General features: G+C 61.0%; 30 protein-coding genes. All 30 read left to right on the forward strand.

Annotated features, from left to right (window positions below; all coding sequences use genetic code 11):
- Positions 1-5: 5 nt before the first annotated feature.
- The 30 genes from rpsJ to truA all read left to right on the forward strand — a co-directional run bounded on the left by rpsJ (position 6) and on the right by truA (position 15,667).
- Positions 6-320, forward strand: coding sequence for a 30S ribosomal protein S10 (rpsJ, locus tag KF821_00005; GenBank protein MBX3004193.1), 315 nt, complete (start codon positions 6-8; stop codon positions 318-320).
- A gap of 261 nt (positions 321-581) precedes the next feature.
- Entirely contained in the window at positions 582-1,211 is a 630-nt protein-coding gene (rplC, locus tag KF821_00010) for a 50S ribosomal protein L3 (GenBank protein ID MBX3004194.1), read from the forward strand.
- 18 nt (positions 1,212-1,229) lie between these two features.
- Positions 1,230-1,862, forward strand: coding sequence for a 50S ribosomal protein L4 (gene rplD / locus KF821_00015; protein ID MBX3004195.1), 633 nt, complete (start codon positions 1,230-1,232; stop codon positions 1,860-1,862).
- Positions 1,863-1,879: 17 nt separating this feature from the next.
- Positions 1,880-2,182, forward strand: a complete 303-nt coding sequence (gene rplW, locus KF821_00020) for a 50S ribosomal protein L23 (protein ID MBX3004196.1) — start codon at positions 1,880-1,882, stop codon at positions 2,180-2,182.
- Positions 2,182-3,018, forward strand: a complete 837-nt coding sequence (gene rplB / locus KF821_00025; GenBank protein ID MBX3004197.1) for a 50S ribosomal protein L2 — start codon at positions 2,182-2,184, stop codon at positions 3,016-3,018. Before rplW ends, rplB begins: the two co-directional genes overlap by 1 nt.
- Positions 3,019-3,041: 23 nt before the next feature.
- Positions 3,042-3,326 (forward strand): 30S ribosomal protein S19, encoded by a 285-nt coding sequence (gene rpsS, locus KF821_00030; protein ID MBX3004198.1) that lies wholly within the window; start codon positions 3,042-3,044, stop codon positions 3,324-3,326.
- Between the two features lie 3 nt (positions 3,327-3,329).
- Positions 3,330-3,722 (forward strand): 50S ribosomal protein L22, encoded by a 393-nt coding sequence (gene rplV / locus KF821_00035; protein ID MBX3004199.1) that lies wholly within the window; start codon positions 3,330-3,332, stop codon positions 3,720-3,722.
- A 9-nt stretch (positions 3,723-3,731) separates the two neighbouring features.
- Positions 3,732-4,409, forward strand: a complete 678-nt coding sequence (gene rpsC, locus KF821_00040; GenBank protein MBX3004200.1) for a 30S ribosomal protein S3 — start codon at positions 3,732-3,734, stop codon at positions 4,407-4,409.
- A gap of 28 nt (positions 4,410-4,437) precedes the next feature.
- Positions 4,438-4,860 carry a 50S ribosomal protein L16 gene (gene rplP / locus KF821_00045; GenBank protein ID MBX3004201.1) on the forward strand — a complete coding sequence of 141 codons (423 nt, stop codon included), beginning with the start codon at positions 4,438-4,440 and terminating at the stop codon, positions 4,858-4,860.
- 5 nt (positions 4,861-4,865) lie between these two features.
- Positions 4,866-5,126, forward strand: coding sequence for a 50S ribosomal protein L29 (rpmC, locus tag KF821_00050; GenBank protein MBX3004202.1), 261 nt, complete (start codon positions 4,866-4,868; stop codon positions 5,124-5,126).
- Complete coding sequence (rpsQ, locus tag KF821_00055) at positions 5,123-5,383, forward strand: 30S ribosomal protein S17 (GenBank protein ID MBX3004203.1); 261 nt, start codon at positions 5,123-5,125, stop codon at positions 5,381-5,383. The genes rpmC and rpsQ overlap by 4 nt, the downstream gene beginning before the upstream one ends.
- On the forward strand, positions 5,384-5,755 hold the full coding sequence (gene rplN, locus KF821_00060; GenBank protein MBX3004204.1) for a 50S ribosomal protein L14: 372 nt from the start codon (positions 5,384-5,386) through the stop codon (positions 5,753-5,755).
- An 8-nt stretch (positions 5,756-5,763) separates the two neighbouring features.
- Positions 5,764-6,099: a 50S ribosomal protein L24 gene (gene rplX, locus KF821_00065; GenBank protein MBX3004205.1), complete on the forward strand. Its 336-nt coding sequence runs from the start codon at positions 5,764-5,766 to the stop codon at positions 6,097-6,099.
- Positions 6,100-6,134: 35 nt separating this feature from the next.
- The gene (gene rplE, locus KF821_00070) at positions 6,135-6,683 is read left to right on the forward strand and encodes a 50S ribosomal protein L5 (protein MBX3004206.1); all 549 of its coding nucleotides are present in this window, start codon (positions 6,135-6,137) and stop codon (positions 6,681-6,683) included.
- A gap of 3 nt (positions 6,684-6,686) precedes the next feature.
- On the forward strand, positions 6,687-6,869 hold the full coding sequence (locus KF821_00075; protein ID MBX3004207.1) for a type Z 30S ribosomal protein S14: 183 nt from the start codon (positions 6,687-6,689) through the stop codon (positions 6,867-6,869).
- A gap of 16 nt (positions 6,870-6,885) precedes the next feature.
- On the forward strand, positions 6,886-7,293 hold the full coding sequence (gene rpsH, locus KF821_00080; GenBank protein MBX3004208.1) for a 30S ribosomal protein S8: 408 nt from the start codon (positions 6,886-6,888) through the stop codon (positions 7,291-7,293).
- 51 nt (positions 7,294-7,344) lie between these two features.
- Positions 7,345-7,890: a 50S ribosomal protein L6 gene (gene rplF / locus KF821_00085; GenBank protein ID MBX3004209.1), complete on the forward strand. Its 546-nt coding sequence runs from the start codon at positions 7,345-7,347 to the stop codon at positions 7,888-7,890.
- 13 nt (positions 7,891-7,903) lie between these two features.
- Positions 7,904-8,269, forward strand: coding sequence for a 50S ribosomal protein L18 (rplR, locus tag KF821_00090; GenBank protein ID MBX3004210.1), 366 nt, complete (start codon positions 7,904-7,906; stop codon positions 8,267-8,269).
- Between the two features lie 41 nt (positions 8,270-8,310).
- Complete coding sequence (rpsE, locus tag KF821_00095; GenBank protein MBX3004211.1) at positions 8,311-8,883, forward strand: 30S ribosomal protein S5; 573 nt, start codon at positions 8,311-8,313, stop codon at positions 8,881-8,883.
- Positions 8,873-9,070 carry a 50S ribosomal protein L30 gene (gene rpmD, locus KF821_00100; GenBank protein ID MBX3004212.1) on the forward strand — a complete coding sequence of 66 codons (198 nt, stop codon included), beginning with the start codon at positions 8,873-8,875 and terminating at the stop codon, positions 9,068-9,070. The genes rpsE and rpmD overlap by 11 nt, the downstream gene beginning before the upstream one ends.
- Positions 9,071-9,073: 3 nt before the next feature.
- Positions 9,074-9,556 carry a 50S ribosomal protein L15 gene (rplO, locus tag KF821_00105; protein ID MBX3004213.1) on the forward strand — a complete coding sequence of 161 codons (483 nt, stop codon included), beginning with the start codon at positions 9,074-9,076 and terminating at the stop codon, positions 9,554-9,556.
- Positions 9,553-10,899, forward strand: coding sequence for a preprotein translocase subunit SecY (gene secY / locus KF821_00110; protein ID MBX3004214.1), 1,347 nt, complete (start codon positions 9,553-9,555; stop codon positions 10,897-10,899). Before rplO ends, secY begins: the two co-directional genes overlap by 4 nt.
- 32 nt (positions 10,900-10,931) lie before the next feature.
- Positions 10,932-11,591: an adenylate kinase gene (locus KF821_00115; protein ID MBX3004215.1), complete on the forward strand. Its 660-nt coding sequence runs from the start codon at positions 10,932-10,934 to the stop codon at positions 11,589-11,591.
- Positions 11,588-12,358, forward strand: coding sequence for a type I methionyl aminopeptidase (gene map / locus KF821_00120; protein ID MBX3004216.1), 771 nt, complete (start codon positions 11,588-11,590; stop codon positions 12,356-12,358). The genes KF821_00115 and map overlap by 4 nt, the downstream gene beginning before the upstream one ends.
- A gap of 108 nt (positions 12,359-12,466) precedes the next feature.
- The gene (rpmJ, locus tag KF821_00125) at positions 12,467-12,580 is read left to right on the forward strand and encodes a 50S ribosomal protein L36 (protein MBX3004217.1); all 114 of its coding nucleotides are present in this window, start codon (positions 12,467-12,469) and stop codon (positions 12,578-12,580) included.
- A gap of 8 nt (positions 12,581-12,588) precedes the next feature.
- Positions 12,589-12,978 (forward strand): 30S ribosomal protein S13, encoded by a 390-nt coding sequence (gene rpsM, locus KF821_00130; protein ID MBX3004218.1) that lies wholly within the window; start codon positions 12,589-12,591, stop codon positions 12,976-12,978.
- An 18-nt stretch (positions 12,979-12,996) separates the two neighbouring features.
- Positions 12,997-13,425, forward strand: a complete 429-nt coding sequence (gene rpsK, locus KF821_00135; GenBank protein ID MBX3004219.1) for a 30S ribosomal protein S11 — start codon at positions 12,997-12,999, stop codon at positions 13,423-13,425.
- Between the two features lie 91 nt (positions 13,426-13,516).
- Entirely contained in the window at positions 13,517-14,488 is a 972-nt protein-coding gene (locus tag KF821_00140; protein MBX3004220.1) for a DNA-directed RNA polymerase subunit alpha, read from the forward strand.
- Between the two features lie 3 nt (positions 14,489-14,491).
- Positions 14,492-14,869: a 50S ribosomal protein L17 gene (gene rplQ, locus KF821_00145; protein MBX3004221.1), complete on the forward strand. Its 378-nt coding sequence runs from the start codon at positions 14,492-14,494 to the stop codon at positions 14,867-14,869.
- A gap of 33 nt (positions 14,870-14,902) precedes the next feature.
- Positions 14,903-15,667: a tRNA pseudouridine(38-40) synthase TruA gene (gene truA, locus KF821_00150; GenBank protein MBX3004222.1), complete on the forward strand. Its 765-nt coding sequence runs from the start codon at positions 14,903-14,905 to the stop codon at positions 15,665-15,667.
- Positions 15,668-15,682: the final 15 nt, after the last annotated feature.

The raw sequence follows: 15,682 nt of genomic DNA on the forward strand, positions 1-15,682 counted from the left end.
GGAATATGGCAACTACCAAGCAGAAGATTCGTATCCGCCTCAAGGCTTACGATCACCGCGTGATCGATCAGTCGGCCAAACGCATCGTCGAAACGGCGGAGCGCACCGGGGCGCGCGTGGTTGGCCCCGTGCCGCTGCCCACCAAGCGTGAGCTGTTCACCGTGCGCCGTTCCCCGTTCATCGATAAGGACTCGCACGAGCACTTTGAGATCCGCACGCACAACCGCATCATCGATGTAATGGAGCCTGACTCCAAGACCATCGATATGCTCATGCGCCTCAACCTGCCGGCCGGCGTGGACATCGAGATCAAGATCTAGGTTGCGTAAGCCGGCGGCTTGGCCGCTGATCGGCACTGGACAGAGTAACGACTGTTTGGTATAGTTGTAGGCTGTGTGAACAAGCCTGCCCGCCGCAAGGCGGGCAGGCAGATATTCTGAGTAGGGGCAGCGTAAGAGCTGCCAGCCGGGGTGGCCCAAAGTGCCACCCACGTGCCGGCAACTGACTACACTGCTGCGGGATGATGCGGTCTTGCCCAGACTGACAGTCCCAGACAATTAAGTACGTAGGAGACAAACGAGATGTTCAAAGGGCTTATTGGCAAGAAAATCGGTATGACCCAGATTTTCGACGAGCAAGGCCGCGCTGTGCCGGTTACGCTCCTCGAGGCTGGGCCTTGCTTTGTCACCCAGATCCGCCGCCCGGATGTAGAAGGCTACAGTGCGGTGCAGCTGGGTTTTGGCGAAACCAAGGCCAAGCACCTCAGCGGTGGTCAGCTCGGCCACCTCAATCGCGTCAAGGCGCCTACCTTGCGCTATCTGCGTGAATTCCGCACCAAACAACTTGAAGTCAAAGAAGGCGACACCGTCACGGTGGAGAGCTTTGCTGTGGGCGACGCGGTGGATGTGATCAGCGTCAGCAAGGGTAAAGGCTTTGCCGGCGCCATGAAGCGCCACGGCTTTGGTGGTGGCCCCATGAGCCACGGCCAGTCGGACCGCCAGCGTGCTGTCGGCTCGATCGGTTCGGGCACCAGCCCCGGCCGCGTATGGAAGGGCAAGAAGTTGCCCGGCCACATGGGTGTGCGCCAGGTAACTACGCTCAACCTCAAGGTTGCCTTCGTGGACACTGAGAAGAACCTGATCGGCCTGCATGGCGCCGTCTCTGGCGGCAAAGGCGCGATCGTGACCATTCGTGAGGCGCGCAAGGCGTAAGCCTGCGAGATATTCAAGATGAAATTAGACGTATACACTCTCAAAGGCACCAAGCTCGACCAGCAGGCAGAACTGCCGGCCAGCGTGTTTGAAGCGCCGATCAACGTAGACCTGATGCACCAGGCGTACACGCGCCAGATGGCCAATGCGCACCTGGGCACGCGTAAGACCAAGACCCGCGCCGAAGTGAGCGGTGGTGGCCGCAAGCCCTGGAAGCAGAAGGGTACCGGCCGCGCCCGCCAAGGCTCCATCCGCTCGCCGCAGTGGGTGGGTGGTGGCAAGGTGCACACCCCGCGCCCCAAGAGCTTCGAGCAGGACATGCCGCAGAAGATGCGCCAGGCCGCGCTGCGCTCGGCGCTCTCCTCCAAGGCGGCTGACCAGGACATCGTGCTGGTGGAGAACCTCGCTCTGGATGAGGCCAAGACCAAGATCGTGGCCGAGGCGCTGACCAAGCTGGTGGGCGAAAGCACCGCACTGTTGGTGCTGCCCAGCAAGGATGAAGATTACGTGCGCGTCGTACGCGCCGGCCGCAACCTGCAGAGCTGCAAGACCCTGCTGGCCAACTATCTGAACGTGCGTGACCTGCTGGGTTACGACAAGCTCATTCTGCCGCTGGATGCCATCAAGGCCATCGAAAGTGCGCTGGGATAAGCGGAGTAGGTGCTGATATGACGACCGTTTACGACATTCTGGTGCGCCCGCTGGTAACGGAAAAAACCAATTACCAGACCGGCAAATTGCGCCAGGTTACTTTTGAAGTGCACAAAGATGCCAACAAGGCCATGATCAAGGACGCCATCGAATTGGTGTTTGGCGTCAAGGTGCAGCGCGTCAATGTGATCCAGGTGGCGCCCAAGCGTGGCCGCCATGCCCGCAGCCGCCAGATGCGCATTCGCAAAAGCGGCTACAAAAAGGCCCTGGTCACACTGATGCCTGGTGAGACCATCGATATTTTTGAAGGTGTGAAGTAATGGCTGTTAAAAATTACAAGCCGACAACCCCCGGGCGCCGTGGGGCCAGTGGGTACACATTTGACGAAGTCACCAAGTCCACCCCGGAGCGTTCGCTGCTGGCCAAGAAGGTCAAGAGCGGTGGGCGCAACGTGCGCGGCAAGATCACCGTACGTCATCGTGGTGGCGGCCACCGCCAGCGCCTGCGCATCGTTGACTTTCGCCGGGACAAGCATGATATCCCCGCTAAGGTAGCCGGCATCGAGTATGACCCGAACCGCACCGCCTACCTGGCGCTGCTGCACTACGCCGATGGCGAGAAGCGCTACATCCTGGCGCCGCTCGGCCTGAAGACCGGTGACACGGTTGTCACTGGCCCCGGAGCGGAAATTCGCGTGGGCAATGCGTTGCCGCTGGCCAATATCCCCACCGGTACGGTGGTGCACAACATTGAGCTCAAAGAGGGCAAGGGCGGCCAGCTCGTGCGCTCGGCCGGCTCAGGTGCGCAGATCGCTGCCAAAGAGGGCGAATATGCCCAGATTCGTATGCCCTCGGGCGAAGTGCGCCTGATCGGCCAGAACTGCTATGCCACCATTGGCCAGCTCGGCAATGTAGATCACGGCAACATCAAGCTCGGCAAAGCCGGCCGCACCCGCCATCGTGGCATCCGCCCGACGGTGCGTGGCTCGGCGATGACCCCGCGCGACCATCCGCACGGTGGTGGTGAGGGTCGCCAGCCGATCGGTATGGCTGGCCCGAAGAGCCCGTGGGGCAAGCCGACCCTCGGCAAGAAGACCCGGCGCAACAAGCGCACGGACAAGTTCATTTTGCGTGGCCGCGCGAGCAAGAAGCGCTAGGCTAACGGCTGGAGATTTAAATTATGGGACGTTCACTTAAAAAAGGGCCGTTTGTAGAGCCGAAGCTTCTGAAGAAGATCGAGGCGATGAACGAGCGCAAAGAGAAAAAAGTTATCCGCACCTGGAGCCGTGCCAGCCAGATCTTCCCGCAGATGGTGGGCCACACCATCGCGGTGCATGATGGCCGCCGCCATGTGCCGATCTACATCACTGAAAATATGGTGGGGCACCGCCTGGGCGAATTTGCGCCCACGCGCACCTTCCGAGGCCACGTGAATGAAAAGGCCTCGGACGCGAAGGGACGATAAGGCATGGCTGACTTTCAAGCGACCCTGAGCAACGCCTCCATCTCGGCGCAGAAGATGCGCCTGGTGGTAGACCTGGTGCGTGGTAAGAGCGCCCAGCAGGCCGTTACCATCCTCACCTTCACCCCCAGCAAGGCGGCCCAGCCGCTGCTCAAGCTGGTGAAATCTGCGATTGCCAGTGCCGCGCAGAACCAGGGTGTTGGGATCGAAGAGTTGTATGTGCACGCCATCACCGCAGACGAAGCGCCGACACGCAAATGGCGCCGCTTCGGAGCGCGTGGGCGCTTCAAGCCCATGTTCCGCCGCAGCTCGCACGTCACCGTGACCCTGCGCCAGCGTGCCGCTGCCCAGACCACTGCCCCGGCCAGCAAGGCAACTGCGGCCAAGGCCGAGAAGTAGGAGAAGATCATGGGTCGTAAAGTAGATCCGCGAGGCTTTCGCCTCAAGATTAATAAGACCTGGGATGGCCGCTGGTTTGCCGAAGGCAAAGACTACGTAGACCGCCTGCACCAGGATTTTGCCATTCGCAAGATGGTGCAAGACAAGGCGCCGCGGGCCGGCATCTCCAAGGTTGAAGTGGAGCGCTTCCCTGGCAGCGTCAAGATCTCCGTGCACACCGCCAAGCCGGGCATCCTCATCGGCAAGAAGGGCGAGAACGTCAAAGAATTGCGCCGTTCGCTCGAAGCCCTGGTGGGTATGAAGATCGAGCTCGACATCAAGGAGATCAAGGATCCCGATCTGGATGCCAAGCTGGTTGCGGTCAACATCGCCGATCAGCTCGAGCGCCGCATCAGCTACCGCCGTGCCATCAACCGCGCCCTGCAGCAGACCATGCGTGCCGGCGCCGGTGGCATCAAGGTAGAAGTCGCCGGCCGCCTGGGCGGCTCCGATATGTCTCGCCGCATTTGGATGCGCGAGGGCCGCGTGCCCCTGCACACCCTGCGTGCCGACATTGACTACGCCATTGCCGAAGCGCACACCCAGTACAGCTCGATCGGTATCAAGGTGTGGGTGTACCGTGGCGAGGGCAAGGCCGAAACTGAGGCCGAGCCGGAAACCAGCGAAGGCGTGTACGTCAGCGAATAAGCTGATGACAAGGAATTAGGACAAGCATATGTTGCAACCAAAACGTTTCAAGTTCCCCAAGATGCACCGCGGCCGCATGCGTGGCAAAGCGCAGCGTGGCGCCGAAGTGCATTTTGGCGAGTATGGCCTGCAGGCGCTGGAGCCACATTGGATCTCCGGCCGCCAGTTGGAAGCCTGCCGCCGCGCCATTGTGCGTGAGGCACGCCGCCGCGGGAAAGTATGGATCCGCGTCTTCCCCGACAAGCCGATCACCAAGCGTGCCGCCGAAACCCGCATGGGTAAGGGTAAGGGTAGCGTGGAGTACTACGCCGCCGTCGTGCGCCCGGGGACGGTGCTGTTCGAGGTAGCCGGTATGCCGCCCGAGGTCGCTCAGCGCGGCCTGGAGCTGGCCGCGGCCAAGCTGCCCATTCGCACCAAGATCATCAAGCGCATTGAGTTCCTGAGCGAGTAACCGAGATGGCTAAAGCAACCAAAGCAGCAGACCTGCGCAAATTGACCAGTCAGCAGATCGTCGAGCAGATTGACGAAGCCCGTGAGCAGCTCATGCGCATGCGCTTCCAAAAGGCCACCGGCGAACTGACCGACCAGAATGCCCCGCGTGCCCAGCGCCGCAAGATCGCCCAACTGATGACGATCTTGAAGGAAAAGGGCGCCGTAGAGGCGGGCGGTGTGCCTGCCAAGGCCGCCGCGGACAAGAAAACAGAAGGTGAAGCATGAACAAGCGCCGCCAAATTGAAGCCGTTGTAACCAGCAATAAGATGGACAAGACGGTCGTCGTACGCACTACCCGCAGCTTCCGCCACCCGGTCTACGGCAAAGTGGTTGAGGCGCAGCACAAGCTGGTGGCCCATGATGAATTGGGCTGCAAGATTGGCGATACCGTGCGCATCGTGGAGAGCCGTCCCATCTCCAAGACCAAGCGCTGGGTGGTGGTGGAAATCATCAACAGCTCGGTCAAGGAAGAGGTGGCCTAGATGATCCAGCACGAAACTCGTGTGCGTGTTGCCGATAACAGCGGCGCGCGCGAACTGCTCGTCATGCATGTGGTCGGCAGCACCCGCCGCCGCTACGCCAGCATTGGTGACATCGTGGTCGGCACCGTCAAGAGTGCCATCCCGGCCGGTGCGGTGAAGAAGAGCGAAGTGGTGCGCGCCGTCATCGTGCGCATCTCCAAAGAATGGCGCCGTGAAGACGGCTCCTACATTCGCTTTGACGACAACGCTGCCGTCATTTTGGAAGGCACGACCACCAACCCCAAGGGCACCCGCATTTTTGGGCCGGTGGCCCGTGAATTACGCGATAAGGGCTTCATGCGCATTGTTTCCCTGGCGCCTGAAGTGCTGTAGGAGTGATCGTGAAGGTTAAGCTGAAAATTCGCAAGGGCGACACGGTGGAAGTGGTCACCGGCAAAGAGGTGGATAAGGGCAAGCGTGCCGAAGTGATTCGCGTGCTGCCCAAGACCAACCGTCTGGTCGTTCAAGGTGTAAACATGCGCAAGCGTCACCAGCGCGCCAGCCAGCAGGATGGCCGCCAGGTGAATGCCGGCATCGTGGAATTTGAGGGCCCGCTCTCGATCTCCAACGTCATGCTGGTGTGCCCCTCGTGCAGCAAGCCCGTTCGTGTGGGCTTCAAGCGCAGCGAGCAGGGCTCTCAGCGTGTGTGCAAGAACTGTGGCAAGGATATCGACTAAGCCCAAGGGCATAGTTTGATCTAGGAGTGAAATTAATGGCTCATTATTTGAAAGAGCGGTACACGCAGGAAGTCAGCCCGGCCTTGATGAAGGCACTCGGCTTGGCCAATGTGATGCAAGTACCCCGCATCCAGAAAATTGTCTTGAACGTTGGCTTGGGCAAGGCCAAAGACGAATCGAAGGCCTTTGATGGCGCGGTGAATGACCTCACCATCATCACCGGCCAGAAGCCGATGATTACGCGTGCCCGCAAAGACATTGCGAACTTCGCCTTGCGCGCCGGCCGCCCGATCGGTGTCAAAGTCACCCTGCGGGGCGACAAAATGTGGTCGTTCTATGACCGCCTGGTCAACATCGCCTTGCCGCGCATGCGTGACTTTCGTGGCGTGCCCGCCGATGCGTTCGACGGCCGTGGCAACTACACCTTGGGCCTCTCGGAGCAGTTGATCTTCCCTGAGATCCAGTATGACAACATCGAACAAGTGCGTGGCCTGGAAGTCACCATCGTAACCAGCGCCCGCAACGATGACGAGGGCCGCGCCCTGCTGCAGTTGATGGGCATGCCCTTCAAGAAGGAAGGCTAATCCATGGCCAAAAAATCAATCATTACGCGTGAAACGCGCCGCCAGTTTTCCAACCAGGTGCGCAACCGCTGCAAAGTCTGCGGCCGCCCGCGCGGCTACATGCGCCGGTTTGGCCTGTGCCGCATTTGCTTCCGCCAGTATGCGCTGGAAGGCAAAATCCCCGGCGTGGTGAAAGCGTCTTGGTAGGCGCGGAGGAACGATCATGGCAATGACTGACCCGATCTCCGATATGCTCACCCGCATCCGCAATGGCGTGATGGCGGGCCATGCCCTGGTGGGTATGCCCAGCTCGCGCCTCAAGGCGGCGATTGCGGCCATCCTCAAAGAAGAAGGTTTCATTGAGGATTATGAAGTCGTAGAAGACGGCGCCTTCAAGGTGCTGCGCATTCAGCTGAAGTACGTGGGTGACCGCCGCCAGCGCCGCCCGGTGATTTCCGGCCTCGAGCGCGTCAGCAGCCCAGGCCGCCGTGTATACGCCAAACGCAGTGAAATTCCCTGGGTGCTCTCCGGCCTCGGCACTGCGATTCTCTCCACCCCCAAGGGTGTGATGAGCGGCCGCCGTGCCCGCCAGATGGGCGTGGGCGGCGAGATCTTGTGCAAGGTATGGTAAACAGCTTCGCCGCTGGCCATGCCAGCCGCTCGCAGTGTTTGGAGGTACTAAGTGTCTAGAGTAGGACGTTTGCCAGTTGAAATTCCTTCCGGTGTGGAAGTGAGCATCAACGGCTCTACGATTAAAGTGAAAGGCCCCAAGGGCGAGCTTTCGCACACCTTCCCGGCGGAAATCAGCTTCGAGAAGGATGGCGCCAACCTGTTGGTCAAGCGCGTGGACGATGAAAAGTTCAGCCGCAGCATCCATGGCACCGCGCGTGCTGTGGTGCGCAACATGGTCACCGGCACCAGCGAGGGCTTCAATAAAATTCTCGAAGTACAGGGTGTGGGCTATCGCGCCGAGATCAAAGGCAAGAACTTGATCCTGCACGTTGGCTACTCCAACCCTGTCGAGCTCGAGCCGCCAGCGGGCATCAGCTATGCCACTGCCGAAGGCGGCCAGATTGTGATCAGTGGCCACGATAAAGTGCTGGTGGGTGAAACTGCCGCACGCGTGCGCAAGGTGCGCCCGCCCGAGCCGTACAAAGGCAAGGGTATTCGCTACAAGGGTGAAGTGGTTCGCCTCAAGGCCGGTAAGGCTGCCAAGGCGGCAGGGTAAAGGTTGAGAGACAATGGCAACGAAAACTAGAGCACAAGCTCGTCAGAAGCGCCATACCCGTGTGCGCGGCAAGATCAGCGGCACGGCCCAGCGCCCCCGCCTCAACGTCTTCCGCAGTCTGAGCGGCATCTACGTTCAGCTGATCGATGATGTCGCCGGCCGCACGCTGCTTTCGGCGTCCAGCATTGACGCCGAGCTGCGTGGCAGCATGCAGGGCAAGAACAAGACCGAGCAAGCCCGCATGGTGGGCGAGGCGGTGGCCAAGCGTGCCCAGGCCAAGGGCATCAAGCACGTTGTGATGGACCGTGGCGGCTTCCGCTATGCCGGCCGCATCAAGGCCCTGGCCGATGGCGCCCGCCAGGAAGGACTTGAATTCTAGTTTGCTGGCGCAAACACGAATTCAAGTAGGAGAAGAAACCTATGGCTGATACGAAACAACGCACCAGAAAAGACCGCAAGAGCGAAGCGCCTGCCTACGAAGCGGCCTTCGAGCTGGAAGAAAAGACGATCGAGATTCGCCGTGTATCCAAAGTGGTACAGGGTGGCCGCCGTTTCGCCTTCCGCGTCACCGTCGTTGTGGGTGACCACAGCGGCCAGGTGAGCGCTGGGGTGGGTAAGGCCACCACGGTGCCCGAAGCGATCCGCAAAGCCACCACGCGCGCCCGCAAAGCGCTGCGCCGCATGAATGTATACGGTGGCACCATCCCGCATGCCGTGATCGGCCGCATGGGTGGCGCCGAAGTGCTGCTCAAGCCCGCCTCTCCGGGTACCGGTGTGATCGCCGGTGGTGGTGTGCGTGCGGTGATGCAGGCCGTCGGCGTGCGTGACATCCTCACCAAATCGATGGGCAGCAACAATATCCACAACGTGGTGATGGCTACCCTCGACGCGCTCGACCAACTCAAGTCTGTGGACGAGCAGGCTCGCCTGCGCGGCAAAGACGTGAAGGAACTCAAACCCTTCTGGGACCGAGGCAAGAAGAATGGCAGCTAAAGCGACTGGCAAGAAGATCAAGATCACGCTGGTGCGCAGCCCGATCGGCGCCACGGAGCGCCACAAGCGCACCGTCAAGGCGCTGGGCCTGCGCAAGCTCAACCACAGCATCGTGGCCGAAGACAGCCCGACGGTGCGTGGCATGGTCAACAGCGTTACGCATTTGTTGAAAGTGGAAGAGGCGTAAGCGATGAAGCTTCATGAACTTAAGCCCAACCCGGGCAAAATCACCCGCCGCACCCGCGTAGGGCGCGGTACGGGTTCCGGCAGCGGCAAGACCTCGGGCCGCGGCACCAAGGGCCAGGGTGCGCGCACCGGTGGTGGGGCGGGTCCTTACCACCAGGGCGGTAATCTGCCGTTCTTCCGCCGCTTGCCGTTCAAGCGCGGTTTCAATAAGCCCTTCCAGGTGATCTACAACGAGATCAACCTGGATCAGTTGGCCAGCTTCAAAGACAACAGCGAAGTCTCGCCTGACACCTTGCGTGCGGCGCGCTTGCTGCCCAAAACCAGCCGCCCGATCGTGCTGCTGGGCCGCGGCGAAGTCAAAGCCGCCCTCAAAGTCAGCGTGCATCGCGCCACCGCCTCCGCCAAGGCCAAGATCGAGAAGGCCGGCGGCAGCGTGACGATTTTGCCGCTCAAGGCCGAGCCGGATGCTGAGGGGAGTGCTAAATGAAGCGTAGCGCCTGGCGTTATCTCTGGACCGCTCCAGACATCCGCCGCAAGCTGCTGATTACGCTTGGGATTCTGATCCTGTATCGCTTCGTCTCGCACATCCCTGTGCCGGGCGTAGATCGCGACTTGATCGCCGCGCTGATGAACCAGGGTGGGGCAGCCAGCACGCTGGTTGGCCTGATCGACCTTATCTCCGGTGGTACCTTGCTGCAATTCTCGGTACTGGCGATGGGCGTCTATCCCTACATCACCGCCCAGATCATCTTGCAGCTCTTGCTGCCGCTGATCCCTTCCTTGCAGAAGCGCATGGAAGAAGACCCGCGTGAGGGCCGCAAGTGGATGGAACGCTGGACCTATTACCTGGCCGTGCCGATGGCGATCCTCAGTGCGATTGGCCAGATCAACATCTTCTCCACCCTGGCCGGTGGCCAGGTGATCGAGAACTTCGGTCTTGGGCCTGGGCAGTTGCTGCGCTCGGTCACCATCATCGTCAGCATGACCGCCGGCACCATGTTCGCCATTTGGCTGGGTGAGCTGATCTCCGAGTATGGCATCCGCAACCAGGGCCTCTCGCTGATCATCTTCGCAGGCATCATTGCGCGTATGCCCGGCAACTTTGCCGCGCTGCTCAATAACCAGGCCGCCGGCTGGATCTCCATCCTGGCGATCGTCTTGATCATGATCGTGACGATCTTCGTCATTGTCTACGTGCAGCAGGGGCGCCGCAATGTGCCCGTGATGTACCCCGGGCGGCGCATGGGCAATCGCATGTCCATGCCGGTGCGCGGCACCCTGCCGCTGATGGTCAACATGTCGGGCATGATCCCGTTGATCTTCGCCCAGGCCATCCTGCAGTTGCCCTCCATCCTCGCCAGCTTCCTGGCCAGCTCCACCACCCCGTGGATCGCCAGCCTGGCGAATTGGATGGCTACCTTCTTCAACCCCGCTGGGGCGGGCTACTGGACGATGTACTTCATCATGGTCGTAGGCTTTGCCTTCTTCTATACGGATGTACTTTTTGCCCAGCAGAACTATGGTGAGAACCTGAAGCGCGTCGGCGCCCAGATCCCCGGTGTCAACCGCGGGGCTCCCACCCAGCGTTACCTCACCTCTGTGTTGCGGCGCATCACCCTGCCGGGGGCGCTGTTCCTCGGTGTGGTCGCCATTCTGCCTTTCCTGCTCACCCTGGCCATGCCCTTCATGGCGGCCAGTGGCGGCCAGGGCATGTTCCTGGTGAGCGCTTCCGGCTTGCTCATCATGGTCGGCACCATCCGTGAAGCCTTCTTCAACGTGGATGCGGAGTTGAAGCTGCACGGGTACGAAGAGTCTCTGCTGGTTCGTTAGCTAGGCGTTCCTACGCGTTAGCGAGGGCTGTTGTGCCAGTTTATGTAGTCTTGCTGGGGCCGCCGGGTGCAGGAAAAGGCACCCAGGCGGGGATCGTGGCCAAGGCCACGGGGTTGGCGCATATCTCCTCTGGAGATTTGTTCCGCGAGCACATTAAAAATCAGACGGAGTTAGGGCAGCAGGTAGACGCGATTTTGAAGCGCGGTGACCTGGTGCCTGATGATGTCACCATCGCCATGATCCGTGAGCGCTTGAAGCAGCCAGACTGCGCCAATGGCGCCGTGTTGGATGGCTTCCCGCGTACTCCGGCGCAAGCCGAGGCGCTCAACGGTATGCTGGCGGAATTTGGTGGCAAGGTAGATGTGGTGCCCTACATTCAAGTAGAGCAGGCTGAGCTGATCAACCGCCTTTCGGGGCGCTGGGTGTGCCGCGCCCACGGCCACGTCTACCACGCAACGTTCAATCCCCCCAAAGTATCCGGGGTGTGCGATGTGGATGGCTCTGAGCTGTACCAGCGCTCAGACGATAAACGCGAGACCGTCGAGAATCGCATCCGCGTGTACTTTGAACAGACCGCACCGTTGATCGAGCACTACCGCGGCGAAGGCCGCCTGGTCGAGATCAATGGCGCGCAGGAGATCCCGCAGGTAACGCAGGATCTGCTGAAGGCATTGCCGGAGCAGGTGCAGTGAGCTGGGAACGCAACATCGTCCTCAAGACCCCGGCGGAGATTGAAGTGATGCGCCAGGCTGGCCGTATCAATGCCATGGCGCTTAACGAAGTACGTAAGCAGGCGCGGCCCGGGATCACCACCGGCCAGCTCGACAAAATTGCCGAGCAGCTGATCCGTGATCACGGTGCCACGCCGGCCTTTCTGAATTACCCGGGGCCGTACCCATACCCGGCCACGCTGAACACCAGCGTGAACGAGGAGATGGTGCACGGCCTGCCGGGGGCACGCGAGCTACGCGAGGGTGACATCCTCTCCGTAGATTGCGGCACGGTATTTGAAGGTTTTGTAGGTGACTCTGCGTTCACCATGGGCATCGGCGAAATCACGCCGCAAGCCCAGACGCTGATCGAAGTAACGCAGGAATCGCTGCGCCTGGGCATTCAGGAAATGCTGCCCGGCAAACATGTGGGGGATGTTTCTGCAGCGGTGCAAAACTATGTGGAAGCGCACGGCTACCATGTGCCGCGCGAATACACCGGCCACGGGGTGGGGCGCAAGATGCACGAAGGCCCCCAAGTGCCCAACTACGGTGTGCCCGGCCAGGGCGCACCGCTACGCACGGGCATGACGATCGCCCTGGAGCCGATGGTGTTAGTAGGCACTCACCGCACTCGCGTCCTAGCCGACCAGTGGACGGTGGTGTCTGCCGATGGCTCGCTGACCGCTCATTTTGAGCACAGCGTCGCCATCACGGAGGATGGTCCATTGGTGTTGACTGCCCTCTAGCGTGCGTAGCACACGCTAGACGGATAGGCAAAGCAAGGATATAATCACGCGTTCGCCCAAGCCCGCGGGGGTAGATTCCCGCCGGCCGCGGCAACAGGAGTAATTGCAATGAAAGTAACTGCATCGATCAAAAAACGCTGCGCCAACTGCAAGGTAGTGAAGCGCAAGGGCAAGCTGTATGTCATTTGCAGCAACCCAAAGCATAAGCAGCGACAAGGTTAAGGTGAATGATGGCACGCATTGAAGGCGTAGATCTGCCGCGCGACAAGCGCGTTGAATACGGGCTGACCTATATCTATGGCATCGGCCTCACCACCTCTCAGCGCATCTTGGCTGAGTTGGAAATCAATCCCGACACGCGCGTGAAAGACCTCTCTGAAGCTGAGGTCAGCAAGTTGCGTGAATACATCACCAAGAACCTGAAGGTGGAGGGTGATCTGCGCCGTGAGGTGCAGCTCAACATCAAGCGCCTGATGGAAATCGGCAGCTACCGTGGCCTGCGCCATCGCCGTGGCCTGCCGGTGCGTGGCCAGCGCACCCGCACCAACTCGCGCACCCGCAAGGGCCCCGCCAAGACGGTTGCCGGCCGTGGCCGCCGCCGTGGCGCCACCAAGAAGTAAGCGTATTCAGGAGATAGCATGGCTGACGAAAAGAACTCAAAGTCGCAAGGCGACGGCAAAGCCAAAAGCACGCGTGCTCCCAAGAAGACCGGCAAGCGCAGCGTACTCACTGGCCAGATCCATATTTTTGCCACCTTCAACAATACCATCGTCACAGTTACTGATGGTCAGGGCAACACCATCTCCTGGGCCAGCGCTGGCCTGGTAGGTTTCAAGGGCTCGCGCAAGAGCACGCCCTTCGCTTCCCGCCTGGCTACGGAGCGCGCCGTCAAGGCCGCGCAGGATATGGGCATGCAGGAAGTGGAGCTGTTCGTCAAAGGCCCCGGCCCCGGCCGCGAATCGGCTGTGCGTGCCGTGCAGACCATGGGCATGCGTGTGCGCTCCATCTCGGATGTGACCCCGCTGCCGCACAACGGCTGCCGCCCGCCGAAGCGCCGCAGAATGTAATTGGTAAACCGGGTAAACACTCATCCAGCAAACCTGCCTTGGGCAGGCGCCGGGTTGGGGAAGGAATGAAACTGTGATCGTACTAAGCAATATGGTGACCCCCCGCATTGAGCGTGAAGCGGAGGCCCGCAATTATGGGAAGTTTGTCATTGCCCCGCTGGAGCGCGGCTATGGCCACACGCTTGGCAACTCGCTGCGCCGTGTCTTGCTCTCCTCGTTGGAGGGCGCGGCCATCACGTCCATCCGTGTGACGGATGCACAGCACGAGTACAGCCAGATTCCTGGCATCCGCGAGGATGTCATCCAGATCATGCTGCAGCTCAAGCAAGTGCGCCTGATCCTGCACGAAGGCGAAACCAGCCGCATGCACCTGGAAGTCAAGGGTGAAGGCACGGTAACCGCCGCCGACATCATCGCCCCCGCCGAGGTTGAGATCGTCAATCCGGATCTGTACCTGTTCACCTCTGACAGCAGCAAGACCAAGCTGCAGATCGAGCTGACGGTAGAACGTGGCCGCGGCTACTCGCCGGCCAATGATCGCAGCGGCAAGCTGCCGATTGGCGAGCTGCCGGTGGATGCGATCTACACCCCCGTGCGCCGCGTCAATTGGGAAGTGGAATACGCCCGCGTCGGCCAGAACACCAACTATGACAAGCTGGTCATGGAGATCTGGACCGATGGCACGGTGCGTCCCGAGGAGGCGATGAGCACCTCGGCCGGCATTTTGATCGAGCACCTGCGCCACATCGCTGGCGTCAAAGAAATTGCGCTGAGCCCCGCACCGGAGAAGGTCGTGACCGACAACCGTCTCTCCAGCGAGGTATACGACACGCCTATCGAGAATCTGGATCTCTCGGTGCGTGTGTTCAACTCCCTGAAGCGCGCCGGCATCACCACCGTCGGCGAGGTGATGGAACTGCTCGATAAGGGCCTGGATGCGGTGATGTCGATCCGCAACTTTGGCGATAAGAGCATGGATGAACTGGTAGAAAAGATGCAGGAGAAGGGCTACATGCCGCAAGACGCCAAGGCCCCCTCTGCGACTGATGGAGAAGGTGAATAAAGCATGCGTCACAAAGTAGCCGGCAAAAAACTCAGCCGCCACGTCGGGGCCCGCACGGCCCTGCGCCGCATCCTGGTCAAGCAACTGTTTGAGCACGAGCGCATCACCACCACGCGCGCCAAGGCCGAGGCCATCCGTGGCCAGGCCGAGCGCCTGATCACCCTGGCCAAGAAGGGCAATGCTGCCGAGCTGCCCGCCGCCAAGGTGCACGCCCGCCGTTTGGCGGCGGCGCGCCTCAGCGACGCCAAGATCGTCAAGAAGCTGTTTGATGACATTGCGCCGCGCTTCGCCACCCGCAAGGGCGGCTATACCCGCCTGACCAAGCTGGGCCAGCGTGAGGGTGACCGTGCTCCGATGGTTCTCTTGGAGCTGGTCGACTAGGTTTGGTACATCCACCGGCCTGCATTGGTGGATATGGCACGTTACAAAATTATTCTGGCTTATCACGGCGGCAGCTTCCACGGCATGCAGCGCCAGGCTCGCCAGCGCAGCGTACAAGCCGTCTTGGAAGACGCGCTGCGCGCGCTGGGCTGGCCCGGGCGGGCGGTGCTGTTCGCCGGCCGCACGGATGCGGGCGTACATGCCAGCGGGCAGGTAGCCGCCTTTGACCTGGAGTGGCAACACTCCAGCGAGAGCTTGCTCAAGGCGTTGAATGCGCAGTTGCCCGCCGATGTAGCCGTGCACTCCGCCAGCCGCGTAGCGGATGATTTTCATCCTCGCTACGATGCCCGGCGGCGCAGCTACCGCTACCGCATCTACTGCCAGCCCCAGCGTGACCCGCTGCGCGAGCCCTTTGCCTGGCGGGTGTGGCCGGTGCCGCAACTGCGCCGCCTGCAATCCGCCGCCCGCCATTTGCGTGGCGAGCATGATTTCGCTGCCTTTGGCAGCGCCCCGCAGAAGGGCGGCCACACCGTACGCCGCGTGCATCAGGCCCGCTGGCAGGCGGTGGGTGACGAGTTTGTTTTTGAGGTCAGCGCCAATGCCTTTCTCTACCATATGGTGCGCCGCATGGTAGGGTTGCAGATCAAAGTGGGGCAGGGGCAGGTGGAGCCAGACGTAGTGCCGCACACCCTGCGTAGCCCGCAGCGTGTGCGCGAAGTGGCGCCGGCCCACGGGCTGACGCTGGTAAAAGTAGAATACGAGCGCAGGCGGAACACATGCCGCCGGCGAGTAGAGTAAGGCAGCGATCATCTT

Source organism: Anaerolineales bacterium (assembly GCA_019637755.1).
Lineage (GTDB): Bacteria > Chloroflexota > Anaerolineae > Anaerolineales > UBA11579 > JAMCZK01.